The sequence below is a fragment of the Paraburkholderia sp. DHOC27 genome (assembly GCF_003429005.1).
Taxonomy (GTDB): Bacteria; Pseudomonadota; Gammaproteobacteria; order Burkholderiales; family Burkholderiaceae; genus Paraburkholderia.
Genome location: NZ_QVQV01000002.1, coordinates 134,332 through 157,340 on the forward strand (window position 1 = coordinate 134,332; position 23,009 = coordinate 157,340).

At 63.1% G+C, this 23,009-nt stretch carries 19 protein-coding genes and 1 pseudogene; 8 read left to right on the forward strand and 12 right to left on the reverse strand.

Features of this window, described 5'->3' with window-relative positions:
- Positions 1-144: 144 nt before the first annotated feature.
- Positions 145-2,937, reverse strand: coding sequence for an ATP-dependent Clp protease ATP-binding subunit (locus D0B32_RS08895; protein ID WP_117333604.1), 2,793 nt, complete (start codon positions 2,935-2,937; stop codon positions 145-147).
- Between the two features lie 388 nt (positions 2,938-3,325).
- Positions 3,326-3,706: a TraR/DksA family transcriptional regulator gene (locus tag D0B32_RS08900; RefSeq protein WP_117333605.1), complete on the reverse strand. Its 381-nt coding sequence runs from the start codon at positions 3,704-3,706 to the stop codon at positions 3,326-3,328.
- A gap of 246 nt (positions 3,707-3,952) precedes the next feature.
- On the opposite strand from D0B32_RS08900, the gene D0B32_RS08905 reads away from it, so the two are divergent.
- Positions 3,953-4,267, forward strand: a complete 315-nt coding sequence (locus D0B32_RS08905; protein ID WP_117333606.1) for a DUF6566 family protein — start codon at positions 3,953-3,955, stop codon at positions 4,265-4,267.
- 315 nt (positions 4,268-4,582) lie between these two features.
- Positions 4,583-6,328 (forward strand): NPCBM/NEW2 domain-containing protein, encoded by a 1,746-nt coding sequence (locus D0B32_RS08910; RefSeq protein WP_181969764.1) that lies wholly within the window; start codon positions 4,583-4,585, stop codon positions 6,326-6,328.
- Positions 6,329-6,447: 119 nt separating this feature from the next.
- Here D0B32_RS08910 and D0B32_RS08915 read toward each other — a convergent pair whose 3' ends face one another.
- Positions 6,448-6,702: a hypothetical protein gene (locus tag D0B32_RS08915; protein WP_117333608.1), complete on the reverse strand. Its 255-nt coding sequence runs from the start codon at positions 6,700-6,702 to the stop codon at positions 6,448-6,450.
- A gap of 414 nt (positions 6,703-7,116) precedes the next feature.
- Here D0B32_RS08915 and D0B32_RS08920 point away from each other — a divergent pair, with 414 nt between their 5' ends.
- Positions 7,117-7,488 (forward strand): hypothetical protein, encoded by a 372-nt coding sequence (locus D0B32_RS08920; RefSeq protein WP_117333609.1) that lies wholly within the window; start codon positions 7,117-7,119, stop codon positions 7,486-7,488.
- A 75-nt stretch (positions 7,489-7,563) separates the two neighbouring features.
- Here the strand turns inward: D0B32_RS08920 and D0B32_RS08925 are convergent, their stop codons facing one another.
- Positions 7,564-8,802: an alpha/beta hydrolase gene (locus D0B32_RS08925; RefSeq protein WP_181969765.1), complete on the reverse strand. Its 1,239-nt coding sequence runs from the start codon at positions 8,800-8,802 to the stop codon at positions 7,564-7,566.
- 134 nt (positions 8,803-8,936) lie between these two features.
- Complete coding sequence (locus tag D0B32_RS08930; RefSeq protein WP_117333610.1) at positions 8,937-9,641, reverse strand: Crp/Fnr family transcriptional regulator; 705 nt, start codon at positions 9,639-9,641, stop codon at positions 8,937-8,939.
- Positions 9,642-9,779: 138 nt separating this feature from the next.
- Between D0B32_RS08930 and D0B32_RS08935 the strand changes: the two genes are divergently transcribed.
- The gene (locus tag D0B32_RS08935) at positions 9,780-10,544 is read left to right on the forward strand and encodes a class II aldolase/adducin family protein (RefSeq protein ID WP_117333611.1); all 765 of its coding nucleotides are present in this window, start codon (positions 9,780-9,782) and stop codon (positions 10,542-10,544) included.
- Between the two features lie 101 nt (positions 10,545-10,645).
- A complete protein-coding gene (locus tag D0B32_RS08940) occupies positions 10,646-11,689 on the forward strand; it encodes a 2-dehydropantoate 2-reductase (protein ID WP_117333612.1) in 1,044 nt (347 codons plus the stop codon).
- Here D0B32_RS08940 and D0B32_RS08945 read toward each other — a convergent pair.
- A complete protein-coding gene (locus D0B32_RS08945) occupies positions 11,662-12,360 on the reverse strand; it encodes a glutathione S-transferase C-terminal domain-containing protein (RefSeq protein ID WP_117333613.1) in 699 nt (232 codons plus the stop codon). The genes D0B32_RS08940 and D0B32_RS08945 overlap by 28 nt on opposite strands.
- A gap of 118 nt (positions 12,361-12,478) precedes the next feature.
- On the opposite strand from D0B32_RS08945, the gene D0B32_RS08950 reads away from it, so the two are divergent.
- The gene (locus D0B32_RS08950) at positions 12,479-13,201 is read left to right on the forward strand and encodes a hypothetical protein (protein ID WP_117334140.1); all 723 of its coding nucleotides are present in this window, start codon (positions 12,479-12,481) and stop codon (positions 13,199-13,201) included.
- A gap of 58 nt (positions 13,202-13,259) precedes the next feature.
- On the opposite strand, the gene bla is transcribed toward D0B32_RS08950, so the two are convergent.
- Together bla and D0B32_RS08960 are read right to left on the reverse strand one after the other, a co-directional pair.
- Positions 13,260-14,195 (reverse strand): class A beta-lactamase, encoded by a 936-nt coding sequence (gene bla, locus D0B32_RS08955; protein WP_117333614.1) that lies wholly within the window; start codon positions 14,193-14,195, stop codon positions 13,260-13,262.
- A 55-nt stretch (positions 14,196-14,250) separates the two neighbouring features.
- On the reverse strand, positions 14,251-15,111 hold the full coding sequence (locus tag D0B32_RS08960; protein WP_117333615.1) for a LysR family transcriptional regulator: 861 nt from the start codon (positions 15,109-15,111) through the stop codon (positions 14,251-14,253).
- 128 nt (positions 15,112-15,239) lie between these two features.
- On the opposite strand from D0B32_RS08960, the pseudogene mdtD reads away from it, so the two are divergent.
- Positions 15,240-16,691, forward strand: a pseudogene (gene mdtD / locus D0B32_RS08965) (multidrug transporter subunit MdtD); the annotation flags it as partial.
- A gap of 30 nt (positions 16,692-16,721) precedes the next feature.
- Here the strand turns inward: mdtD and D0B32_RS08970 are convergent.
- From D0B32_RS08970 to D0B32_RS08980, 3 genes are all read right to left on the reverse strand, one after another.
- Positions 16,722-19,895: an EAL domain-containing protein gene (locus D0B32_RS08970; protein ID WP_117333617.1), complete on the reverse strand. Its 3,174-nt coding sequence runs from the start codon at positions 19,893-19,895 to the stop codon at positions 16,722-16,724.
- Positions 19,892-20,710 (reverse strand): ABC transporter substrate-binding protein, encoded by an 819-nt coding sequence (locus D0B32_RS08975; RefSeq protein WP_117333618.1) that lies wholly within the window; start codon positions 20,708-20,710, stop codon positions 19,892-19,894. The genes D0B32_RS08970 and D0B32_RS08975 overlap by 4 nt, the downstream gene beginning before the upstream one ends.
- Positions 20,711-21,183: 473 nt before the next feature.
- Entirely contained in the window at positions 21,184-21,330 is a 147-nt protein-coding gene (locus tag D0B32_RS08980; RefSeq protein ID WP_117333619.1) for a DUF3096 domain-containing protein, read from the reverse strand.
- Between the two features lie 170 nt (positions 21,331-21,500).
- On the opposite strand from D0B32_RS08980, the gene D0B32_RS08985 reads away from it, so the two are divergent.
- Positions 21,501-22,415 carry a LysR family transcriptional regulator gene (locus D0B32_RS08985; protein ID WP_117333620.1) on the forward strand — a complete coding sequence of 305 codons (915 nt, stop codon included), beginning with the start codon at positions 21,501-21,503 and terminating at the stop codon, positions 22,413-22,415.
- 114 nt (positions 22,416-22,529) lie between these two features.
- On the opposite strand, the gene D0B32_RS08990 is transcribed toward D0B32_RS08985, so the two are convergent.
- Entirely contained in the window at positions 22,530-22,781 is a 252-nt protein-coding gene (locus D0B32_RS08990) for a DUF1488 domain-containing protein (RefSeq protein ID WP_117333621.1), read from the reverse strand.
- Positions 22,782-23,009 lie beyond the last annotated feature (228 nt).

A 23,009-nucleotide genomic window follows, 5' to 3' on the forward strand; every position in this document is an offset into this window, starting at 1 on the left:
GTAAGACGCATGCGCGTGCACACCGGTAGATTTTGCGGCGGCCGGTGTATGGCAACTTCGTATGGCAGCTTTGAATGGCAGCTTCGCGAACTGCGCACGTAGAGAACAAGACGTGAGCCGGTGCACGGCTCACGCCCTCGTCCATCAGGAACCCGCTTTTTCTGTGCTTTCCGAGTGCGCCGCGTCGCCGGTAGCCTTTTTCTTCGAGCGGCCGCTCGCGCGTTTCGGCTTGGCCGGCGCTTCGGCTTCGACCTTGTCGAACTTCACCTGCTCAGCTTCCTTGTCGTAGGAGATGTCGACGGTATCGCCCGATTGCAGACGATTGCCGAGAATCTCCTTCGCCAGCCGCGTTTCCAGTTCCTGGCGGATCTGCCGTTTCAGCTCGCGCGCGCCGAACTCGGGGCGATAGCCGGCGTCGGCAAGATGATCGACCAACGACGGTGCCATCTTCAGCGTGATGTCCTGCGCAGCCGCGGTGCGCTCGACACGGCCGAGCTGAATCTCCACGATCGAACGGATGTTCTCGCGCGAGAGCCCGTGAAATACGATGATCTCGTCGATCCGGTTGAGGAACTCGGGCCGGAAGTGGCCCTTGAGCACGCCCATCAACTGCTCGCGCAGCGCCTTCTCGGACTCGCGCTCGGCCTCGGGCTTTTCGAGGTTGTCCATGATGAGCGACGCGCCGAGATTGCTGGTGGCAATGATGACGGTGTTGCTGAAGTCCACCACGCGGCCCTTGCCGTCTGTCAGGCGGCCGTCGTCGAACACCTGTAGCAGCACGTTGCTCACATCCGGATGCGCCTTTTCGATCTCATCGAGCAGGATCACGCTATACGGACGCCGCCGTACGCGCTCGGTGAGCTGACCGCCCTCGTCGTAGCCCACGTAGCCCGGCGGCGCGCCGATCAGCCGCGCAACCGCGTGGCGTTCCATATATTCGGACATGTCGATGCGGATCACCGCCTGCTCGTCGCCGAACACCGTTTCGGCCAGCGCCTTGGCCAGCTCCGTCTTGCCGACGCCGGTGGGTCCAAGAAACAGGAAAGTCGCGATAGGCCGGTTGGCCTGCCCGAGTCCCGCGCGTGACAGGCGCACGGCGTCGCTCACCGCGATCACCGCGTCCTCCTGGCCGATCACGCGCTCGCGCAGTTTGTCCTCCATGTCCATCAGCTTTTGCCGCTCTTCCTGAGTCAACTCCGTGACAGGAATGCCCGTGAGACGCGACACCACTTCTGCGATTGACGCCACCGTGACTTCGAGCGTTTCCGAGCCCGTTTTGCGCTGCCATTCTTCGACACGCTCGTCGAGCGTGGTCTGCTTTTCGCCGATGCGTTCCTCGAACTTCTTCGCTTCGTCGTAGCGCTTGCGCGAGGACGCGTAATCCTGCTCGCGCCGCAACTGCGCGATCTCGGCTTCGAGTTCCTGGATGTCCGCCGGTCGCGAGGTCGCGCCGATGCGCACGCGCGCGGCCGCCTGATCGATCAGGTCGATCGCCTTGTCCGGCAAAAAGCGCGAAGTGATGTAACGGTCCGACATTTCAGCGGCCGCCACGAATGCATCGTCGGCGAAGGTCACCTGATGATGCGCTTCGAGCTTGTCGCGCAGACCGCGCAGGATGACGATGGTCTGCTCCACCGTGGGCTCCGGCACGAGCACCGGCTGAAAGCGTCGTTCCAGCGCGGCATCTTTTTCGATGTACTTCTGATACTCGTTCAAGGTGGTGGCGCCGATCAGGCTCAATTCACCGCGTGCGAGCGCCGGCTTCAGCACATTGGCGATATCGAGGCCGCCTTCGCCGCCGCCTTGCCCCGCGCCCACGATGGTGTGCAGTTCGTCGATAAAGAGAATCAGTTCATCCTGGCGCGCGGTCACTTCGTCGATCAACTGCTTGGCGCGCTCCTCGAATTCGCCGCGATATTTCGCGCCGGCCACCATCGAGTTGATGTTGACTTCGACCAGCCGCTTGTTGCGCAGATTTTCCGGCACGTCGTCATTGACGATACGTTGCGCGAGCCCTTCGACGATCGCGGTCTTGCCCACCCCAGGTTCACCGATCAACACAGGGTTGTTTTTCTTGCGCCGCGCCAGCACTTCGATCGTGCTTTCGATTTCCTGTGCACGTCCCAGCACCGGATCGAGCTTGCCCTGGCGCGCCATCGCCGTGAGATCGCGGCCGAATTTATCGAGCGTGGGCGTGCCGGTGGGCGTATCGACGCGGCCATCTTCCGCGCCTTTGCCCACCACCTTGACCACCTTCTGCCGCAGCGCTTCGGCAGTGACGCCATATTTCTTCAGCAAGGCCCCCGCGATGCTGTCGGGCACCGCCGCCAGACCGATCAACAGGTGCTCGGGGCCGACATACGAGTGGCCCAGATCGCGCGACGCCTGGAAGGCATATTGAAAGACTTTCTTCATGCGCGGCGAGATGGTCATCTTTTCGATCGGCGTACTGGCATCGCCCGCGCCGTTGCCCTTGCCTTTCTGCGCGTGTTGATCGATATACGCCTTGATGTCCTGCGGCGAGAGTTTCAGTTCCTTGAGCAGGGCGGCACATACGTCGGTATCCGCCAGCACGTACAGCAGATGCTCTGTGTCGAGTTCATGACGGCCGAGTTCGTGAGCCTTTTCCGCCGCACGCTGCAGCAGTTCCAGCGTCTGCTCGCTGAATGCATCGGTTACGTTGACCGACTCACGCGGCAGCTCGGCGGCAAATTCGCCCTCCTCTGCATCGTCGTCGTGGGCGCCGTGCATGTCGCCAAAGAAACGCGACAGACCGCCGCCTAACAGGGAGTCGAAAGGATTCACCATGCTCTGGTGACGCATCAACTGACGGTAGTCGTAGTCGCAGATCGACATCGTTTTTCGCTCACCGTTTTGCACGACGGTGACACGGGCGACGGCGGGACGGGCATTACAGATTTCGCAGAGGGCGGGCATCGTAGATTCACCTTATCAGTTCAGACAGCCGATTTTCAAAGGTTCTCCAAACGCTAGGGACGCAGGCGCGTCAGTGGCGAACGCCGCGGTGCCGCCACGCACGACAGACTGCTCGCTGCCGCGCGACGCAGACCGCGGATTCGCATGCCTGCATTGCGTGTGCAGGCATCGGTGTCGCCTCGCAATGAGCGCACGATCACGCTGACACGCGGGCGAGTTTTAAATTCTATGAACGAATTGCGCAGACCGGAACATTGAATTTTCCGATCCCTGATAACGATGCAATCGCCCATCAGTCATGTCGCTCTTTCCGTACTGCTCGTTGCCGCCTATCCGTGCGCCTGTTCGCGTGTTTGCCTGTGCGCATGTGCGCCTCTCCCGCTCCCTTTCACTTACCTGTTTCGCGGCGACTCTGTTCTGCAACGGTATAGATCGCTTCCGGCGCAACCTCGAGGCGAGCCTTGGGAATCGGATCACCGCTTTCATCCGAGAAACCGTAGGTGCCCTCGTCGATCTTCTGCAACGCACGCTCGATGTCGGCCACGCGCTGATCGTTCACGTCGTGCAGCGCCTGGTCGATTTCCTTCTGCGCCGACCCCTGGGCCTCCTCTTCGAACTCGTGGGCCTCGTCGCCGTGCTCCTCTTCCTGAGTGCGCTCGTCAGCAAACGTACTCTCCTCGCCACCCAGCAACTGCTTGCGCATGGCCTCCAGACGCTGGCGTTGCTGCGCGATGAACTGCTCACTCAATTCGTCGTGTTGCCCGGACATGGTTGTCTACCTCGACTTGATCCGCTCTACGCGTGAATGCGGCTGCCAGCGCCGCGCCAGTCGTCATCATGCTCCCAGTTTCTGCCACACGCGATTCCTCCGACTACAGGGAACGTGAAAAGACCGCGCCCAGGCCGTCATGCGCACGACTGCAACGAAGATGGCGCTGCCGCTGCGCGAAAATTGCGGCATGATAATGCTCGGACGAACGACACGCACTCGCGCGACGCTGCCAAGGAGAACACCATGTCTGCCTCTTCGGTTTTTTACGGCGAATTTGAAATCATCGTAAGACCTGAACAAAACAAGCTCGGCGCCTGGATTGCCGAGGTGAGCGTGCGGCGCGGCGATCAATCCATCGTCGATGTGCTGCCAAGAACGGTGCAGCCGGAGTGGCTCAACGAAGACGAGGCCACACGGGACGGAGTGGAATGGGGGCGCCGCTACATCGACCGCGAATTCAACTCGCCGCAATCGCGCTCATGGGTTGCCGAGCGCGCGCACGCCGAAACGTGGTTTCGCGACGAAGAGGAAGGACGGACCCCCAAGTCCGAAGATTAGCGAGCCGGTCGAACCTGCCGACCCCGCCCGTGCGTAATCGCGCGGGTGGCGTGCAATCAGAATAAATTACGCTATCCTGATCATTTGCATGCTGCGTCGCAGCGCGCCGCGTGTGGCTGTACTGCGTGGCTGTACTGCGTGGCTGTACTGCGTGGCTGCGCGGTACGGATGTCGTGCCGGGGCTCCTACTATGTGGCACCGGCTCAGGGAGATTGATTCGCGTTCCGGCGAGGTCTAGGCTTGATCCATAAGTTGGGGGTGCACATCCCCACGATATGCGAGGGCGCAGACACCCTTCGCATGGGAGACAGGATCATGCGTGCGCGATCGACATTCAGGGCACTCCTGAATTTTCTCCTGCTCACTCTGAGCGTCGCCCTCGCCGGTTGCGGCGGCGGCGTGAACAGTCCGGGCGCGATCTCCAACGGCCAGCCGGATCCCGGCATTGCCCTCACGCAAGTGCGCTTCAAGACGCCGCCGCTCGGCTGGAATTCGTGGAATACGTTTGGCTGCAAGGACACGGAAGCGATCATCAAATCCGTCGCCGATGCAATTGCGTCGAACGGCATGGCCGCGGCGGGCTATCAGTACGTGACCGTCGACGACTGCTGGGTAGGCGGCCGCAATGCCACCACGGGCCAGTTGTATTCCAACGCCACGACCTTTCCCGATGGCATCGCGGCCCTCGCCGCCTATGTGCATGGCAAGGGCCTGAAATTCGGCCTCTACACGTCAGGCGGCACCAATACCTGCGCGGGTCTCGCGCACGGCACGCGGCCGCCCTCCTATCCGCCGGGTGTCGGCGCGGGGAGCCTCGGTCACGAGAGCGTCGATGCGCAGACCTTCGCGAACTGGGGCGTCGATTACATCAAACTGGATTACTGCGGCGGCAGTCTCACGGCATTTCCCGCCATGCGTGCGGGCATCGCTGCAACCGGCCGTACCATGTTCCTGAGCATCAACCCGTATAGCGCCAACACGACGCTGCCCACCAACTTCGCCTCTGACGGCACGCTCTATGTACCGGCCTACGCTGACATGTCGCGCATCTCGCAGGACATCTCCGCGAAATTCACTTCGGTGACCTCGATCATCGACACCAGCGCAGCGGACGTGGCGTGGGCCGTGCCCGGCTATTTCAACGACATGGACATGCTCGAAGTGGGCAACGGCATGACGCAGGACCAGGACACCGCGCACTTCATCATGTGGTCGATCATGTCGAGCGGGCTCAATGCCGGTAACGACGTGCGCAGCCAGAGTGCCGCGACGCAAGCCCTGCTCACCAATGCGAACGTGATCGCAGTGAACCAGGACGCACTCGCACTGCAGGCCGTGCTGGACACGGCAGACAGCGCGGGATCGCTACAGGTGTGGACTAAACCGCTCGCCACCACCGGCACGCGCGCGGTCGCGTTCCTGAATCGCGGCGCCACGGCTGCTCCGATCACGGTGAACTTTGCGAATCTCGGACTGAGCGGCCCGGTGCAGGCCACCAATGTGCTGACGGGCGCGAGTCTCGGTACTGTCACGCAGAGCCTCACGCAAACGGTCCCTGCCACCGGCGCCGTGCTGGTGAAACTGACGGGCACGGACCCGGTTGCCAGTAATGGGCCGCTCGCGCTGCAAAGCTGGGTCTGGTCCGCGGTGCAGTCGGGCAACGTCGCCGTCAAGGTGTTTCCGAACGGCTCGCCTTTGCCGACCGGTGCCACCGCAACGGGCGCGGTGGTCGTGCATGGCGTGAGCTACATCGACGGGTTGACCGTCAATGCACCCGCGCAACTCGTGTACCGGCTGAATGGAAAATGTACGACCTTCCAGAGCGATATCGGGCTCGACGCCGCGGCGCAAGGCGGCGGCACGGTCGACTACCAGGTGTGGGCCGATAACGTCGAACTCTACGATAGCGGGCTCGTCGCCAACGCAACGCCCATCAAGACGGTGAAGGTCAGCGTGGCGGGACGCAACACGCTGCGTCTCGTGATCACGGATGGCGCAGATGGCGTGACGAACGACGTCGCGGATTGGGCGAACCCGAGTCTCGCGTGTTCGTCGAGTTGAGGTAGAAGGTTAAGGCAGCGTGCTCACCCCTGCGTGCACGCTATTGCGTGATGTTGCCTGCTACCTGACGACGGCGTTATCGCTGGATGCCGCTTTCACGCGGCTCGGTGTAGCCTGGTTCAAGCGGCGGCGAGAATCGGCTCGAGCAGCGACTCAAACGCCTCACGCCGTTCCTTGTTCTTCGCCGAATAAGCTTCGGTCCAGGCGCGCACCACGGCGGCCTGCTGCGCAAGCGGCAAACGTCTGAACATTTCCGCGCCGAAGGTGCGGATAAAATCATCGCCATGCAGTTGCGAAATCGCGTCTTCCGACAACAGATCCCCTGGTGCGTGCGGGCTCACCCGCCTGCCGTCTACGAAAAAACTGAGTGCCATTTTTTTATCCCTCCCCGTGGGTAATGACGAGATAATAATCTCAAAAAATTATTAATAAACATGCGATCGCGAGAAACATTACTCTAAAGAAAGCTCGTCTTTCACTGAACTATACGGGCCGGATGGGAGCGCCTTCTGTGCGCTGGGACTCATGCTGGACGGGCGTTTGTCGCGTACGCACCACATCCGCTCACGATCATTCGGAAGGCTAAATAAGGGACACCTGGGAACCCGAAACAACCCCGTTTCATCCTCGCCTTACAGGTAATAATGGCCGATATGTAGCGTGATTTTTTGTGGTTTGAAACGGCAGTTCGGCATAAAGCCGCGTCTTTAATCTGCCGTAATCAAGTCACAGGGCCGCTCGCGTTCCTTCACGACGCGCCGGCCCCGGACCTTTTCTGGGAGTCGATCATGAGCTACCTGCGCGCTGCGAGTCACGCCACCCGTTACGTCTGCTTTTTCCTCTTTTCATCCGCGGTGTTTGTGCTGTGGGCGTCGCTGGCTGCGGGGGCCGGCTTCTTCCTGCTGCGCTTGCCGGATGTCTGGGCAAACCATATCAACGACGAGAATTCCCGCTACGTGATCATGTCCGTCACCGTATATGCGCTGATTCTCGGCGCGCTCTTCATGATTTTTGCCGCAGGGGCCATCGCCCGCCTCGCGTATGCCGTGATCGCAGCACGTACCCTGTTCGTTCATCTGCGCGAAAACCGTGACGTACGCCGCACGCGCCGCGACGCGGTGCCGGCAGTTGGCCTGCACGCCGCGCGGCATTCGTCGTGACGCCGCGATCTGGCGGCGTTGAATGCGTTCAAACCGGCGTTTTATGATTGATCGCTGGCCGGCGCAGTGTCTGGCTTACTGAGGCGCAGCGCTTTCGTTGGGCCCGGTTTGAACCGCCGGCGAGGGTTGCGCCACTCCAGTTGATTGCGCTGCCTGCGGCGAATCGGTCGACGGGGTCGCCTGCGGCGGCTGCGTGGAATCGCAGCCTTGCCGGTCGAACAGTGCGGCCATGCCACACGCCGAGGCGAACATGCGTGAACTACTATGCCCGACCCCGGGCACCTCCAGTACGCGCTGGGTGAAATTCGTTTCGTCCTGCGAACGAAGATATGCGACGAAGTTGAGACCCCGCGAGAGGCGTGTCGGTCCTTCAGCCTCGCCCGCGCAAGAACGATCCAGTTCCGGCTGATTCGGATCGGTATCTTCCAGCCCCAGCAGGTAGACGATATTCTGCGCGAGGTAATGCTGCTCGATCTTCCCGGGCGAGACCGGTTGCTCGACATAAGGCGGCAGATCGCCATTCAGGCCATATTCCCATTGCTCTGCTTTCGCGCACGACGCAGCCCTGGTTGCGACCGGCCGCTTTGCGTCGAAGTACAGATACGAAGATGGATTGGCCACCACGTAATGGATGCCGATGCCACGCGCCGCGAGCGGCGCCTGCCCATGCCCCACCGCCGCGTAGCGCTGCACGAACTGGCCGCCGGCCGAATGCCCGGCGAGCACCACGAGTTTGAGTGATGGAAAGAGCGTCTTGTCGGCGAGCCGCGCGAAAATCGTATCGACGACGCTGAAGGAACTGATCGACGCGGGGCCTTGCGCGTCGTAGCCGGTTTTCCAGCCATCGGCGCTCCAGTGCAGCGTGTTCGCTGGCAACGCGTGGGCGGCGATATCCGCGGCAATCAGAAATTGCGGCGTGATGACGATGGCATCCTGCGCGGCGACGCCCGCGTGAGCGGCCGCGCGCTCGCCCGAGTTCAGATCGCGCCGCGACCAGCCGTGAATGACGATCACCGCGCGTGTCACGTCGGGCCGTGGCGTCGACCAGTCGCGCGAGACGTCAATCGGCACCACGCCGTTGCCCGCCGCTGTCGAAATCTCCAGCCGGCCATCCTGGATGACAGGCACCGGCTTGCGCACGGCCGCGCTCGCGCCATCGGCGGCCGGCGCGCTCTCGGCGAGCACCGGCACGCCTTGCAGCAAGACGCCTGCAAGGAAAACGGCAGCGTAATGAAGGCAGACGGTCGAGGCAAGCGCCTGTGTGGTGCGGCGGACGATGTTCCGCGTCCATGAGAGAGCAGACAAGATGGGCATGGTTCGAATCGCAGACGGCAGGGATAGGTGTTTAACGTAGCGCGTGCGCAAATCCGTCGCGAGGGTGCCAGATTTTTGTTCTCAGCGCGGAAGGCCGCACCAGGCTCACACGTCAGGCCCACATCCAGTCCACCTCAGCGATCGAGCTCACCAAGACTCGCGGCGCGCAGCCGGTCGAAATCCAGAATCGCAATTTCCCCGGATTTCAGGCTGACGATCTGTTGACTCTCGAGGTTCCTCAACAACTGATTAGTGGTCTGCCGCGTGAGCGACACCATCGAGGCGAGACTGTCCTGCGAGAGCCTGATCCTGCTCTGCGCCGCGTTCAGACCGCCATAGCCGCCGGCGATCACCAGCAGACGGTTGGCCACGCGCTGCGCCGCCGGCAACAGCGTGATTGCTTCGGTATTCTCGAAGGAGATGCGCAGCCGCTGCGCCATCAGCAGCGCAAAGTCGCGCCAGTAACGCGGCGTCGCCTCGAGCAGGCTTTTGAGCGCAGACTCGGGCACATGCAGCAACAGCGTGCGGCTCACGGCGCTGGCGTTGTTGGGACGCGGCAGTCCATCGAAGAGTGAGATCTCGCCCACCCATGCCGTCGGTCCAAGTATCGCCAGCAAGGCTTCCTTGCCGTCCGCGCCGACCGTGCCAATGGCGAGCGCCCCGCCCAGCACCGCGTAGAGGCCCACGGAGGGATCGCCGCGGCGATACAGGAACTCGCCCCGCTCCAGCGTGACGAGGCTGGCGTGGCTCACCAGGTAGTCCCGCAGTTCGACGGGCAGGCTCTGGAACCACGGAGTTGTTTCGAGTTGTGAGCGGTAGCGCTGCTGGCTGGATTGCATGAACGGGATCGACCTGTCGGGTATCCGACAGATTTTAGACGGGTTGGCGCACATGATGAGGGCTCGCCTCTGACCCACAGGACAGAGCCCACGACCCTGGTTGTTCCCTGCCTTGAACCACGATTAAGGAGTGTCGAGATGGCCTCATCCGATTTCAGTCTGAAGCACGACGTATCGCCCGCCGAATGGGAAGCGCGCGTGAATCTCGCAGCCGCGTATCGCCTCGTTGCGCTGTTTGGCTGGGACGACCTGGTGTTTACCCATATCTCGGCGCGGGTGCCCGGTCCCGATCATCACTTCCTGATCAATCCCTACGGCTTGATGTTCGACGAGATCACCGCGTCTTCGCTGGTCAAGATCGGGCTCGACGGTCACAAGGTGGCCGATTCGCCCTATGAGGTCAACCCGGCCGGCTTCACGATCCATAGCGCCGTGCATGCCGCCCGCGAAGACGCGCTGTGCGTGATGCACACGCATTCGGTAAACGGCGTGGCCGTGTCGGCGCAGCAAGCGGGTTTGCTGCCGCTCTCGCAGCAGTCGCTCGGCGTGCTGGCGTCGCTCGGGTATCACGATTACGAAGGCATTGCCCTCAACGAAGCCGAGAAGCCGCGCCTCGTGCGCGACCTTGGCAGCAACACCTACCTCATGCTGCGCAACCACGGTCTGCTGACCGTCGGCGCATCGCCGGCCGATGCCTTCGTCGCGATGTACTTCTTCGAAGCGGCCTGCATGATCCAGGTGCGGGCGCAATCGGGCGGCGGCAAGCTGACGCCGATCCCGCAGGAAATCCTCGCCGGCATCAAGGAACAGATCCGCACGGTGACGAGCGGCGGCGCGGGCAAACTGGTCTGGCCGGGGCTGCTGCGCCGGCTCGACCGGCGTAATCCGGGCTACGCGGACTAACGCGCCGTGCCCGTGCACACCCGTGACTGCTTTGCGAAGTGGCCGCGTTTTTCGCATCGCTGCGGCGCGCACAACATTGCTTAGGTAACCTGAGAAACAGTATGGCAAAGATCTTCATCTATGGCGCCGGCTCGATTGGCTGTTATGTCGGCGGACGTCTGCTGGCTGGCGGCAGCGACGTCAGTTTCATTGGACGCGCACGCATTGCCGCTCAGTTGCGTGAGCAAGGCATCACGCTGTCGCGCCATGACGAGAGCCGCTGGCATGTCTCGCCGGAACGCATCGACGTTTCCACGGAAGCCGCCAGCGCCGCCGCAGCCGATCTCGTGCTCGTCACCGTGAAGTCGGCCGCCACGCCGACGGCGGCGGCGGAACTGGCCCGCGTGCTGCGGCCGGGCACGATCGTGGTGAGCTTCCAGAATGGTGTCGGCAATGCCGAGGTGTTGCGCGCCGCGTTGCCGCAACACACCGTGCTGGAGGGCATGGTGCCGTTCAACGTGATCGAACGCGGCGCGGGTGGTTTTCACCAGGGCTCGGCGGGCGAACTCGAAATCCGTCACACACCCGCCATGCAGCGCTTTGCCGACGAGTTTCGCAATGCAGGTTTGCCGCTCACGCAACACGCTGACATGCTGCCGGTGCAATGGGCGAAGCTGCTGCTCAATCTCAACAACGCCATCAACGCGCTCGCTAACCGGCCCTTGAAAGAGGAACTCTCGCAACGCGCGTATCGGCTCTGCCTCGCAATGGCGCAGAGGGAAGCGCTCGGCTTGCTGAAACGCGCGGGCATCAAGCCCGTCAAGGTGACACCGCTGCCCACCTCGTGGATACCGCGTGTGCTCAGCGTGCCGGATGCGGTGTTCGAACGGCTCGGCCGCGCCATGCTGACCATCGACCCGCTGGCGCGTTCATCCATGTCCGACGATCTGGCCGCGGGACGCGCCACCGAGATCGACTGGATCAACGGCGAAGTCGTCAAACTCGCGCAGCGTCTGGGCCACGCGGCGCCGGTCAACCAGCGTCTGTGCGAACTCGTGCGGCAAGCCGAAGGCAGCGCGGAACGGCCTTCGTGGTCGGGTGAAGCGCTGCTGGCCGAACTGCGCGCCGCCGCAGGTAGCTATGCACGTCCGTTGATGCGCGCATGAATCGCCTCGCAATGGCGCACCAGCGCGGGACGTGACAGCACGTACTGCTTCAGGGGCGTGTCGATCTGGTAGTAGTAGATGTTGGCGATAAATCCATAGATGGCGGCATCCACCGCCGTGGGCTGCGCGCCGAACACGAAGCCGTCGTCGCCCAGCAGATCGGCAACCACACGCAGATCGTCCGTCCCTCGCGCATAGACCTGCTCGGGTTCGTAACGGCCAATGCCCTGATAGTGATAGCGCTGACGGTTGTACTCGCGCGCCGCCTCCAGATCACTTGCGCTCACCTCGGCGTGCGTCGAAAGAATCGCGTCGCGAAACGCTGGCCAGAAACGCTCGTCCCGCCAACGTGAATAGCTCATGCACCAGTACAGGTCGTCGAGCGTGCGGCGCACCAGCAAATCCAGATTCAGTTGTCCTGCTGAAAGCGCGCTGTCGATACGCAGATCGTAGGCGCTCTTCAGATGCGCGATGATGCGGTCGCTATCGCCGATCGTGGTGGCGCCATCCACCAGATACGGCAACTGTCCACGCGGCGCATGACTGGTATCGAGAATGTGCTGATGTTCGAATGGAAGACCGCACAGCCGCATGAACGCGAATACCTTGAGACCGAACGGATTGTTGTCGGCCACGCCGAACAGGTCAGGGTAAGAATAAAGCGTCAGCATGGGCTCTCCTCGCCAGTGAAATGTCCGGACCTTGCAAAACCTGCGCACAGTGAGCGGCGCGCGCAATCGTTACAATGCGCCAGATGCATTCTCCTCTGAACGGCAACGCGTGCAAGACATACTGACCTCATGGTTCTGGAGCGGCGAGACCCTGCGCAGCCGCTCGGTGAGCGACATCGTGCTCTCGGCCACGCTCGACATCCCCATGCCGCCGGCCTCGGTACTCACCGACTGGCAACGCGAGACATCCACCCACATGATGCTGGAGGTGGGCGACGTCGAAGCGATGCCCCTCGCCCGCACCCTGATGCGCTGGAAAGACTACGCGTCCTGCGTGCGGGCCGCTGCTGACTGGACACGCTCGCTGGCGCTCCCCGGAATGCTCGACTCGGCCGAGGTCGCGCTCATGGCGTGCCGCGGTGCGCGTTATCACCATGACGCCGGCCAGTACGGTGGCGCAGCCTTCTGCAATCTGTTTCTCAGCGAGGACAAGGGGCTCGACGTACATTTTCCCGCGCTCGACCTGCGCATTCCTCTGACGCGTGGCACAGCGCTGATCTTCGATACGGCCCAGCCTCATGCCGTGATCCAGCGTCACAGCACGCGTTTCGATGCAGCGCAGTTCGCGCCTCAAGCTGACCTTACGCAGATCTTCCTGACCTGGGAACTGCCCATTGAAAGTGCAATGTTGAGCGGCGCGTTAGGCGTGCGCTTCGATGTCGCCGCGCCCTCCTCACCAACGCATCCAGACGACGAGCAGGTCTGGCTGAACGGCGAGCCGGTGACGCTGTGCCCCGAATCGGGCCGCTGGCTGCGCGCGGATCGGTCCTCGTCCGGTTGAACGGATCGAGCCGACGCGCCGCGGTGGCCCGTTCAGAAAGCAGCGTGCAACGCCTGTATCAGCCAAGCGCCGCCGCGACAATCTTCGCCGCTTCCGCAATCACCTGATCGTTTGGCTGCGCGTTGGCGTCACTGTTCGTGTGATAGACCGCGAGGATCACCGGCTTGCGGCCAGGCGGCCAGAGAATGGCGAGGTCGTTGCCCGTGCCGTAGTCGCCCGTGCCAGTCTTGTCGCCCACTTGCCAGCCCGCGGGCACGCCCGCTGCGATCCGCTTCGTGCCGGTCGTGTTGCCGCGCAACCATGTTTGCAGCGTCTCGCGCAATGCCGCCGGCAAGGCGTCGCCGAGCGTCAGCACCTGGAGCGCATGGGCCATTGCGGCCGGCGTCGCGGTATCGCGCGGGTCGCCGGGGATGGCGTCGTTCAACGCCGTTTCCCAGCGGTCGAGCCGGAATTCATCGACGCCGATCGAATGCGCGAACGAAGTCACACCAGACGGACCGCCCGCCTGCGCGATCAACATGTTTGCCGCGGTGTTGTCGCTGTACTGCAGCGCCGCGCGACACAGTTCTTCAATGGTCATGCCATCCGCAACATGTTTCTCGCTGATCGGCGAATAGTGCACGACTTCCTTTTGCGAGTACTTGATGCGCCGTTTCAGCAGCCCTTCGTTGCGCTCGCTCATCGTGAGGATTGCGCCGGCCAGGATCACCTTGAAGGTGCTGCAAAACGGAAAGCGCTCGCTCTCGCGATACATGATGCGCGCACCGTTGCCGGTATCCAGCGCGTACACGCCGAGGCGTCCACCGAAAGTGCCTTCGAGTTGTGCGAAGCGGGCTGCGTTGGGATTGGCGCTGGGGTTCGCATTTGCGGTGGCGTTCGCATTTGCGTTGGCACCTGCGGAGGCACTATCAGCGGCACGGGCCTGCACCGCGAGCGATAGCGGCAACGCGGCGGCGGCCAGCAACCATGAACGGCGACTGCTTGAATACGTCATGTGTTTTCTCTTCTCCATCTAAAGGGTGACACGCGCGGCCAGGCACAACGCAACGCTACTCGCCAATCCACGAACCCCGCAGATCGCTGTCATGCAGCAGTTGCAGCAACGTTCCGGCAGGACGGCTCAAGCGTCGGGCCGCGAGCGCAATGAACTCCACGTCCGGCAGGTTCGGCAGACTGGCGCTATTGACCGGCGGCGCCAGCCCACGCCCCGCCACGTACTGCGGCCGTACGGTGATGCCGAGTCCCGCCCGCGCCGCCGCGATACAGCCCGAATGACTGCTGCTCGTGCAGACCACCTGCCAGCTAAAGCCGGCTTCCGCGAGCGCATCCAGCACCACCGCGCGAGTCACGCTCGGTTCCGCGAGCAGGATCAACGGCAATGGCTGTGACAGATCAACCAGCGTGCCAGTTCGCGCCAACCACTCCAGACGACCGGTAAACAGCGGCACGCCGCGCCGGTCGCCGAGCCGACGCTTGCCGACCAGCAGGTCGATCGCGCCTTCTTCCAGCAGTTCGTAGAGCTTGCCGGTCATGCCGATGGTGATCTCCAGCTCGACGTCCGGGTGTGCGTTGCGAAACGCCGCCAGCACCGTGGGTAGCGGCCCGAGCGCGACATCGTCGGAGGAGCCGAGGCGCACGCGCCCTTTCAGGCGCGGGGCGCGAAACTGCGATTCGGCGCGGGAGAGCGCCTGCAGGATGATACTGGCGTGCGCGAGCATGGCCTCACCGTCGGCGGTCATGGCCAGCGAATGGGTGTCGCGCACGAAGAGCCGCCGCCCCACTTCTTCTTCGAGGCGGCGCACGTGTTCGCTCACGCTCGACTGCGTGAGTCCGAGGCGCCGCCCGGCTTCGGTAAAGCTATGGCAGGCGGCCACGGTGGCAAAGGTCTTGAGCCAGACAGGATTGAGCATCGCGCATTGTTATCGGCAACGGCGATAACAGTCAATATCCCTAGTGGGGTTCCCGATTGACGAAGATGTCAATATGATGGCGAGATCGAACCATTTTTTAGCCGCACCACCCCGCTTATAGCTCATGACGAAAACGTCGTCGCGCGAGCCGGGCCCGCGCCGCTTGCCGGGAAGTTCACATGAGTAAGGATTCAAGTCAGACCGCGTTACTGTGGATCGTCGCCGCCGGCTTTTTCATGCAGTCGCTCGACACCACCATCGTCAATACGGCGTTGCCCTCCATCGCGCACAGCCTGAACGAGCGGCCACTGGCCATGCAGCCGGTCATCGTCGCCTACACGCTCACCATGGCGATGCTCACGCCCGCCTCCGGCTGGCTCGCCGACCGCTTCGGCACGCGCCGCGTCTATTTCGCCGCCATCCTGATCTTCGTGCTCGGCTCGCTGTGCTGCGCGAGTTCGCATACTTTGGGACAGTTGATCATCGCGCGCGTGCTGCAGGGCGTGGGCGGCTCGATGCTGCTGCCCATCGGGCGCCTCGCGGTGCTGCGCAGTGTGTCGGGCGAGCAGTACGTGTCGGCGCTGGCGTTCATTTCGGTGGCGGGACAGGTCGGGCCGATCGTCGGCCCGACACTGGGCGGCTGGTTCGTGGAGGCCGTTACGTGGCACTGGATCTTTCTGATCAACGTGCCGATCGGCGCGATTGGTCTGTTCGCGGTGCATCGCTATTTGCCGCGCAGCACCAGCACGACCGCGCCGCCTTTCGACGTGATCGGTTGCGCGCTGCTGTCCCTGTGCATGATCGCGTTTTCGCTCGCCGTGGAAACGCCGGTGCAGACGCATCGGGCCGCCTGGTCGAGCGGGCTGTTCGTGCTCGGGCTGGCCGCCGCGCTCGCCTACATCCCCTACGCGCACCGTCGCACGAATCCGCTGTTCAAGCTGCGTCTTTTTAGCGAACCCAATTTCAGCGTTGGGCTGATCGGCAATCTGGTGTGCCGTATCGGCTCCAGCGCCGTGCCGTTTCTCGTGCCGCTCTTGATGCAGTTGCAACTCGGCTACACGCCGCTGCATTCCGGCATGATGATGCTCCCCGCAGCGCTCGCCGGCACGGTTGCCAAGCGCTGGATCGCGCCGCTGATCCGCCGCTATGGCTACGACACCTTCCTGCTGGTGAACACGGTGATCGTCGGCTCGGCTATCGTCGCCTTCGCGCTGATCTCACGCGGCACGCCAGTCGCGCTCGAAATCGTGGTGCTGGCCCTCTTCGGCGCGGCCAACTCCATGCAGTTCGCGGCCATGAACAGCGTGACGCTCAAAGGGCTTTCGCACGAGGACGCGGGCAGCGGCAACAGTCTCTTTTCGATGGTGCAGATGCTGGCGATGGGCCTCGGCGTCTCCATCAGCGGCGGCCTCGTGAATCTGTTCACCGCGCAACTGGATTCGGCGGCCACCGGCTTCCGGCTCAGCTTCATTTGCGTGGGCGTGATTACGCTGGTGTCGGCCCTGGTGTTTCGCCGGCTCGACGTCACGCCGCCCACGGTTGCGCCCGTGGGCCGTACGGCGACTGAAAGCGGCCGTTGATGGGCGGCGCCAGGCGTTGCCTGGGCGCCGCTAGTCGATCACATCGCTCACGTCGTTCAGATTGGCCGCTTCGCTCATGTCGGTCATGGCGCTGATCGCGTCGAGCGCGCGGCGCGCTTCGACCTCGCGGAAGTACGTCTCGAAGCCTTCCACCGGCAGCGGCCGGCAGAAATAGTAGCCCTGATACGCATGACAGCCTTGCGCGGCGAGGAAGTCGCGTTGCGCGGCCGTCTCCACGCCCTCCGCAATCACCCCGAGCCCGAGGCTCTGCGCCAGCGCGACGATGGTGCGGGCGATGGCGGCGTCGTTGGGGTCCACCAGCACATCGCGCACGAACGAACGGTCGATCTTCAACTGGTTGAGCGGCAACAGCTTCAGGTACGACAGCGACGAATAGCCCGTGCCGAAGTCGTCCAGTGAAAACACCACGCCGTGCGCCTTGAGCGCGGCCATTTTCCGCGCCACGTCCTGGGCGTTGTCCACCAGCACGCTTTCGGTCAACTCCAGTTTCAGCCGGTCGGGACGCGCCCCCGTGCGCGCCAGCACGGACAGCACTTTCTCCACGAAATCGGCTTCGCGGAACTGCTGGATGCTGACGTTGACGGCGATGCTCAACTCCGCCATGTCGGGCCGCGTCGCCCAGATTGCCAGTTGTGCGCAGGCCGCTTCGAGCACCCAGCCGCCCAGCGCGACGATCAAACCGGTCTCTTCGGCGAGCGGAATGAAATCGACCGGCGCCACGGTGCCACGCAACGGATGCTGCCAGCGCACCAGCGCTTCGGCACCCGTGGTGCGGTCGCCGTCGATCTGCGGCTGATAGTGCAGCAAGAACTGGTTGGCCTCGATGGCATGCCGCAGCGCCGCTTCCAGCGCGGCGCGCTCCACCACCACGGTCTGCATGTCCGGATCGAAGAAGCACACCGCATTGCGGCCACGCTCCTTGGACTTGTACATCGCCAGATCGGCCTGCTTCAGCAGTTCGTCCATGGAAGCCTGATGGCCGCTGAACACGGTCGCCCCGATACTGGCGGTGCTGCGATATTCGAGTTCGCCCAATTGATAAGGCATCCCAAGCACCTGCAACAGCTTCTCGCCGAGCGCTTCGGTCTGCCGAGCCGCTTCGTGATGATTTTCGTTGAGACTGCCGAGCACCACCACGAATTCGTCACCGCCCACCCGCGCCACGGTGTCGCTCTCCAGCACGCTCGCGGCGAGGCGCTGCGCCACCTGTTGCAACAACAGATCGCCCTTGTCGTGGCCGAGCGTGTCGTTGAGCGTCTTGAAGTGATCGAGGTCGATGAACAGCACCGCGCCGCACGCCTCGCTGCGCGCACTTGCCGTGATGGCCTGCATCAAACGGTCGAGCAGCAGCGTGCGGTTCGGCAGACGGGTCAGCGCGTCGTAGAACGCCAGTTCGCGGATGCGCTCTTCGGCAATCTTGCGCTCGGTGATGTCGTGGTGCGTGCCCACGTAGTGACTGACGATGCCGTCCTCGCCCATCACCGCCGAAATGGCCAGCCACTTCGGATACACGTCGCCGTTCTTGCGGCGCCCCCAGATTTCGCCCTGCCAGCCGCCCGAACGATGAATCGACTCCCACATCTCGCGGAAGAACGCTTCGTCGTGTCGTCCCGACTTGAGCACACGCGGCGTCAGGCCGACGATTTCCTCCGCGCTGTAGCCGGTGCATTCGGTGAAGGCGGAATTGACGCGCAGGATGGTGGCGCTCGCGTCGGTGATCATCATCGGTTCGAGCGAATCGAAGGCGACCGCGGCAATGCGCAACTCGGCTTCCACCTGTTTGCGCTCGGTGATATCGCGCCCGCTGGTGCGAAAGCCGATGCAATCGCCCTTCGCATCGTTGATCGGCACCCACGAAACCGATAACCAGACGAGCGAGCCATCCTTGCGCACGCAACGGAATTCCAGGTCGTCGCCGCGAAAGCCCTGGCTGCCTTTGAGAAATTCCGGCGCCACGCGCGGCAGGTCTTCCGGATAAATCAGCGTACGTGCGAAGTCCGGCATGGCCATGCACTCTTCGACGGTATAGCCGATATAGTGCTCCACCGAAGGATTGATCCAGCGCGGCTTGCCGTCCGGTCCCCACCACACTTCCCAGTTGACAGTGCAGTCGGCAATGGCGCGGAATTTCTCCTCGCTTTCGCGCAGATCGCGCGTCATCTTCGAGGCGAGCCGCATCGCGCGTCCACGGCCGGTCATCATCAGCCAGGTGAGCAAGGTGAGCAGCAGGCTCAGGCCCGTCCCCGCGCTCGCGATCAACCACTCGGCGTTACGGCCGAAACGCGCCTTGAAGGCGTCGCCGGCGCACATCGAGAGCGTCCAGTCATGGCCGCCCACCACCAGATATTCGTTGGCCGAAATGATCGCCGGCAGGCTCGGATGCCGCGCTTCGCCGCTGCGGTACAGCAACGACGATTCGGCGTTGCCCACGCCATCGAACATGGCAAGCGTCAGGCCGGGCGGCTCCTCGCCGTACAGGCTGGCGATCACGTCGCGCATGCGAAACGACGCATACACCCAGCCGACCAGATGCGCGCGGCGCTGCTCGACCGTGTCCTGCGGTTGATGTTGCGCATAGATGGGCAGATACATGACGAAGCCCGGATGGGCCACGGGGGCGGTATCGACCGACAGGCGCACCTTGCCGGAAATGGTCGCCATGCCCGAATCGCGCGCCTGCTCCATCGCGCGCCGCCGCACCGGATCGGCCCAGCCGTCGAAGCCGAGCGCAGCGCGATTCAGGCCAATGTTCGGCTCGCGCTGGATGACCGGCGCATAGTCGTCGCGTGGGCCAGGCGGGCGGATCGCGTAGCCTGGCTCGCCCTGCTTGCGCATCGCATCCACATGTGCGGCGACCTGCGCAGCCGGCACCCACTGCTCCACGCCAATAGCCTGAATGCCGGAGAAATTGGCGTCGAGATCGAGCGTGTTGACGTAGCCGCGAAAGCGTTCGCGATCCATGCCGCCGGTGGTGGTGAAGAGACTCTGCACGCCGCGCAGCAGCAGTTCATAGGTGCCCATGCGCTGTTCGACCCGGCCCACGGCATCGCCCAGCAGATAGTCGAACTGGGTCTGCAATTCGTTGCGGGCCGCGATGCGCTCGTGATCCCATACGGCCCACGTCACGCCGAGCGACGCGCATAGAACCAGCAGCGGCAGCAGAATCAGGCGCGGCCAGTTCACGGCGGCGGCTGGAAATCGACCATCGATTCGACGAGGTCGGGATTGAAATACTTCGCGAAGATACGGCGTACCGTGCCGTCGGCGCGCATCTGGTTGACGAGCGCACGCCACTTGTCGCGCTCCGTTGCGGACAGGGCCCGCTTCGACATGATCAGACCGTGTGGCACGGCCGGATCGTTGAATTCGACGATGGTGGTGACGTCGCGGATCTTCTTGTCGTCGATGGCGGGATAATCGAACGGCTCGATGATCATCCCCTGGATGCGTTTGCTGAGGAGCGCCTGGTAAAGCGGCTCGATGCCGCCCGCCTGGCTCACGCGATTCTCGGCAGCCAGCGTGTCGACCAGATGGTTGGCCGAATCGCTATAGCGGAAACTGCGGATCACGCCGAGCTGGAACTCGTCGTTGTGCTCGAAATCGGCGAGCTGGCGGATACCCGAATCCTTGCGAACCAGCAGGTAGAACTTGTCGCTGAAGTACCAGGCGAACGACGCATACTCTTCGCGTTCGGCGTTGGTGATACCTGAGAGACTAAAGTCGAGCGCGCCGGACTCGATCAGTTTCCAGATGCGCTGGCGCGACATCAGGCTCACCTTGATCTGGCAACCGCTGCGGCGCGCCAGTTCGTCGGCGAAGTCCTTGTCGATGCCTGAGTCGGTATCGACCGAATACAGCAGGCCGTGATCGTGCAGCGCGAGCGTGAACGGCCGCGAGCAGTCGGGGCCGGCCGCAAACGCGGTATTCGTCCAACCGGCCACGCCAGCGGTCACGCCAATCAGCGCGAGCAGCAGACCGCCAAGGCTACGTCGAATCACAGGGTCTCCAGCGAAGAATGTGAGGGAGCTACGAGCTTCTGTACGGCAACTGCGGGGAACGGCAAGGCAACCGCCGGGCAACCACAAAGCTACGGAACGGCAAACCTGGCACGACAAGCGGTAAAAGCGCGCCGCCTTGTGGCCCGGCGCGCCCATCTACCCACGGCGCATGGCTGGCGGCGCCATCGCTGACGCACTTTGCCCAGAAGCGCCCTACTGGTTATCGGCCGCGCGGGGGGATTCTTTAGTTCAGGCAAGCCGGACATCGCGTGATGCGATGCAGCATCCCCTCTATCACTTCGACCGCTGAGCGGTTTTACCTCGACGGCGGGAGATTAGCATGATCGAAATTCGCCGGGCCGAAGACCCTGGAATCACAACGCGAGGTGCGCAGGCGGGAACGCTGAGGCACGCGGCAGCGCGTGCCTCAGCGTTGCAGGCAGAAACTGATAAAAACTGCCGGGCCGATTCGATCAGTGGATATGGTCGCCGAACAGACCCAGCAGACCAATGATGATCAGATACAGCGCCACGATGAAATTGAGCAGGCGCGGCACCACGAGGATCAGGATGCCGGCGATCAGCGCTACGAGCGGGCCCACGTTCGTCACGATATGCATGGTTTGTTCTCCTTGTATTGAATGCGGAAAGTGCGGCGAAACCTCGAAAGGCTCAGATGGCCGGAGCAATCGTCATGCCCGGTTACCTAGTGTAGTCGCATCCTCGCGGCCTCGTCATGGTCATTTCGCGTTAGCATGAACGGGCTGCCATTCATGCTAAAGGGACATTCATGCCATTTGACGAACGCATGCTGAACGGAATGGGTGTGTTGACCGCGATCGTCGATAGCGGCAGTTTTGCCGCGGCCGGTGAAGCGCTCGATATGTCGCAATCCGGCGTAAGCCGTTCGATCGCGCGGCTCGAAACGCGTCTTGGCATTCGTCTGTTTGATCGCACCACGCGCTCGGTCACGCTCACCGACGAAGGCCGGCGCTTCTACGAGCAGATCGTGCCGCTGCTGGGCGGCCTCGAAGAAGCGGCGGCTTCGGCGGCCCACGGCGCGACGGCCGTGCGTGGCCGTTTGCGCGTGACCATCGATCCGTTCTTTTCGCGTCTCGTGCTCGGCCCGCGCCTGGGCGCGTTCATCGACCAGCATCCCGATCTGCAACTCGAACTGGTGACGCGCGACACGCTGGGCGATATGGTGGCCGACGGCTTCGACCTCGCAATCCGCTTTGGCGAGCCGCGTGCCTCGACGCTGATTGCCCGCAAGCTGCTCGACACGCGCATCCTCACGGTGGCGGCGCCCTCGTATCTGAAGAAGCATGGCCACCCCGTCGCACCGGCGGATCTGGAAAGCGGCAAGCACGTGTGCATCAAGTTTCGCGATCCCGAAACCGGCTATCCCTACGAGTGGGAATTTCATCGCGGCCGCAAGCGGGTGGTGATCAAACCGCAGGGACGCTTGACGGTGAACGATGTCGGCACGCTGCACAGCGCCTGCGTGGCGGGCCAGGGCGTGGCGCAGTTTCTCGAACTGGGCGCCGAAGCGCTGCTCGCGCAAGGCAAGGTCAAGGAGCTGTTTCCGGACTGGGGCGACGAACTGTATCCGTTGTATGCGCTCTACCCGTCGCGGCATCACCCGCCCGCCAAGGTGCGGGCGTTTTTCGATTTCATCGTGTCACTGACGGGCGAGACGCGCTGACGGACGATTACGAAAAAGTAACCGGCGCTACGCACGATGACAGACCGCGAACGCAAAACGGGGCGCGCACAGTACGCACATGGCAGCGTGCCGGCGCATGAGGCAACGAGCGTCTCAGGAAATCGTGTAGCGATTCTGCGGACCACCCGAATACAATCCGCGCGCGAGACGCAGAATCTGCTCGCGATGCTGGTCGAACGCCGCGAGCACCGCTGGTTCGTCGATGCCGCTGCCTGGACTCAGGTTGGACAAAACACTGTCGTTGACGGTGAAGGCAATCTCGCGGGCGTTGTCGTAGCCCCAGAAACACACGCAGTGGCGCGCTGCGTCGTAGCTGCGGCTCGGGTTGGGAAAGTTCAGTTCCATACGCTGCTCCTCACGCGAGTGATGCGGATTTGATTCGGGGCTTTGTTTTGCTGCTTCGTTCAATGCCTTCGCTATGCGGCCTTGATTTCACCGTCGTGGTTTCGACGATGCGCCTTGCGCGCGGCTGCGGTCAAGGACTGGTTTGTAAGCGGTAGGGATGGCTCCAACGCGGTTGCTGAATCCGCGGCCGGACGACCGTTATCGCACTGCCGCGCGGCGATGGCTGCG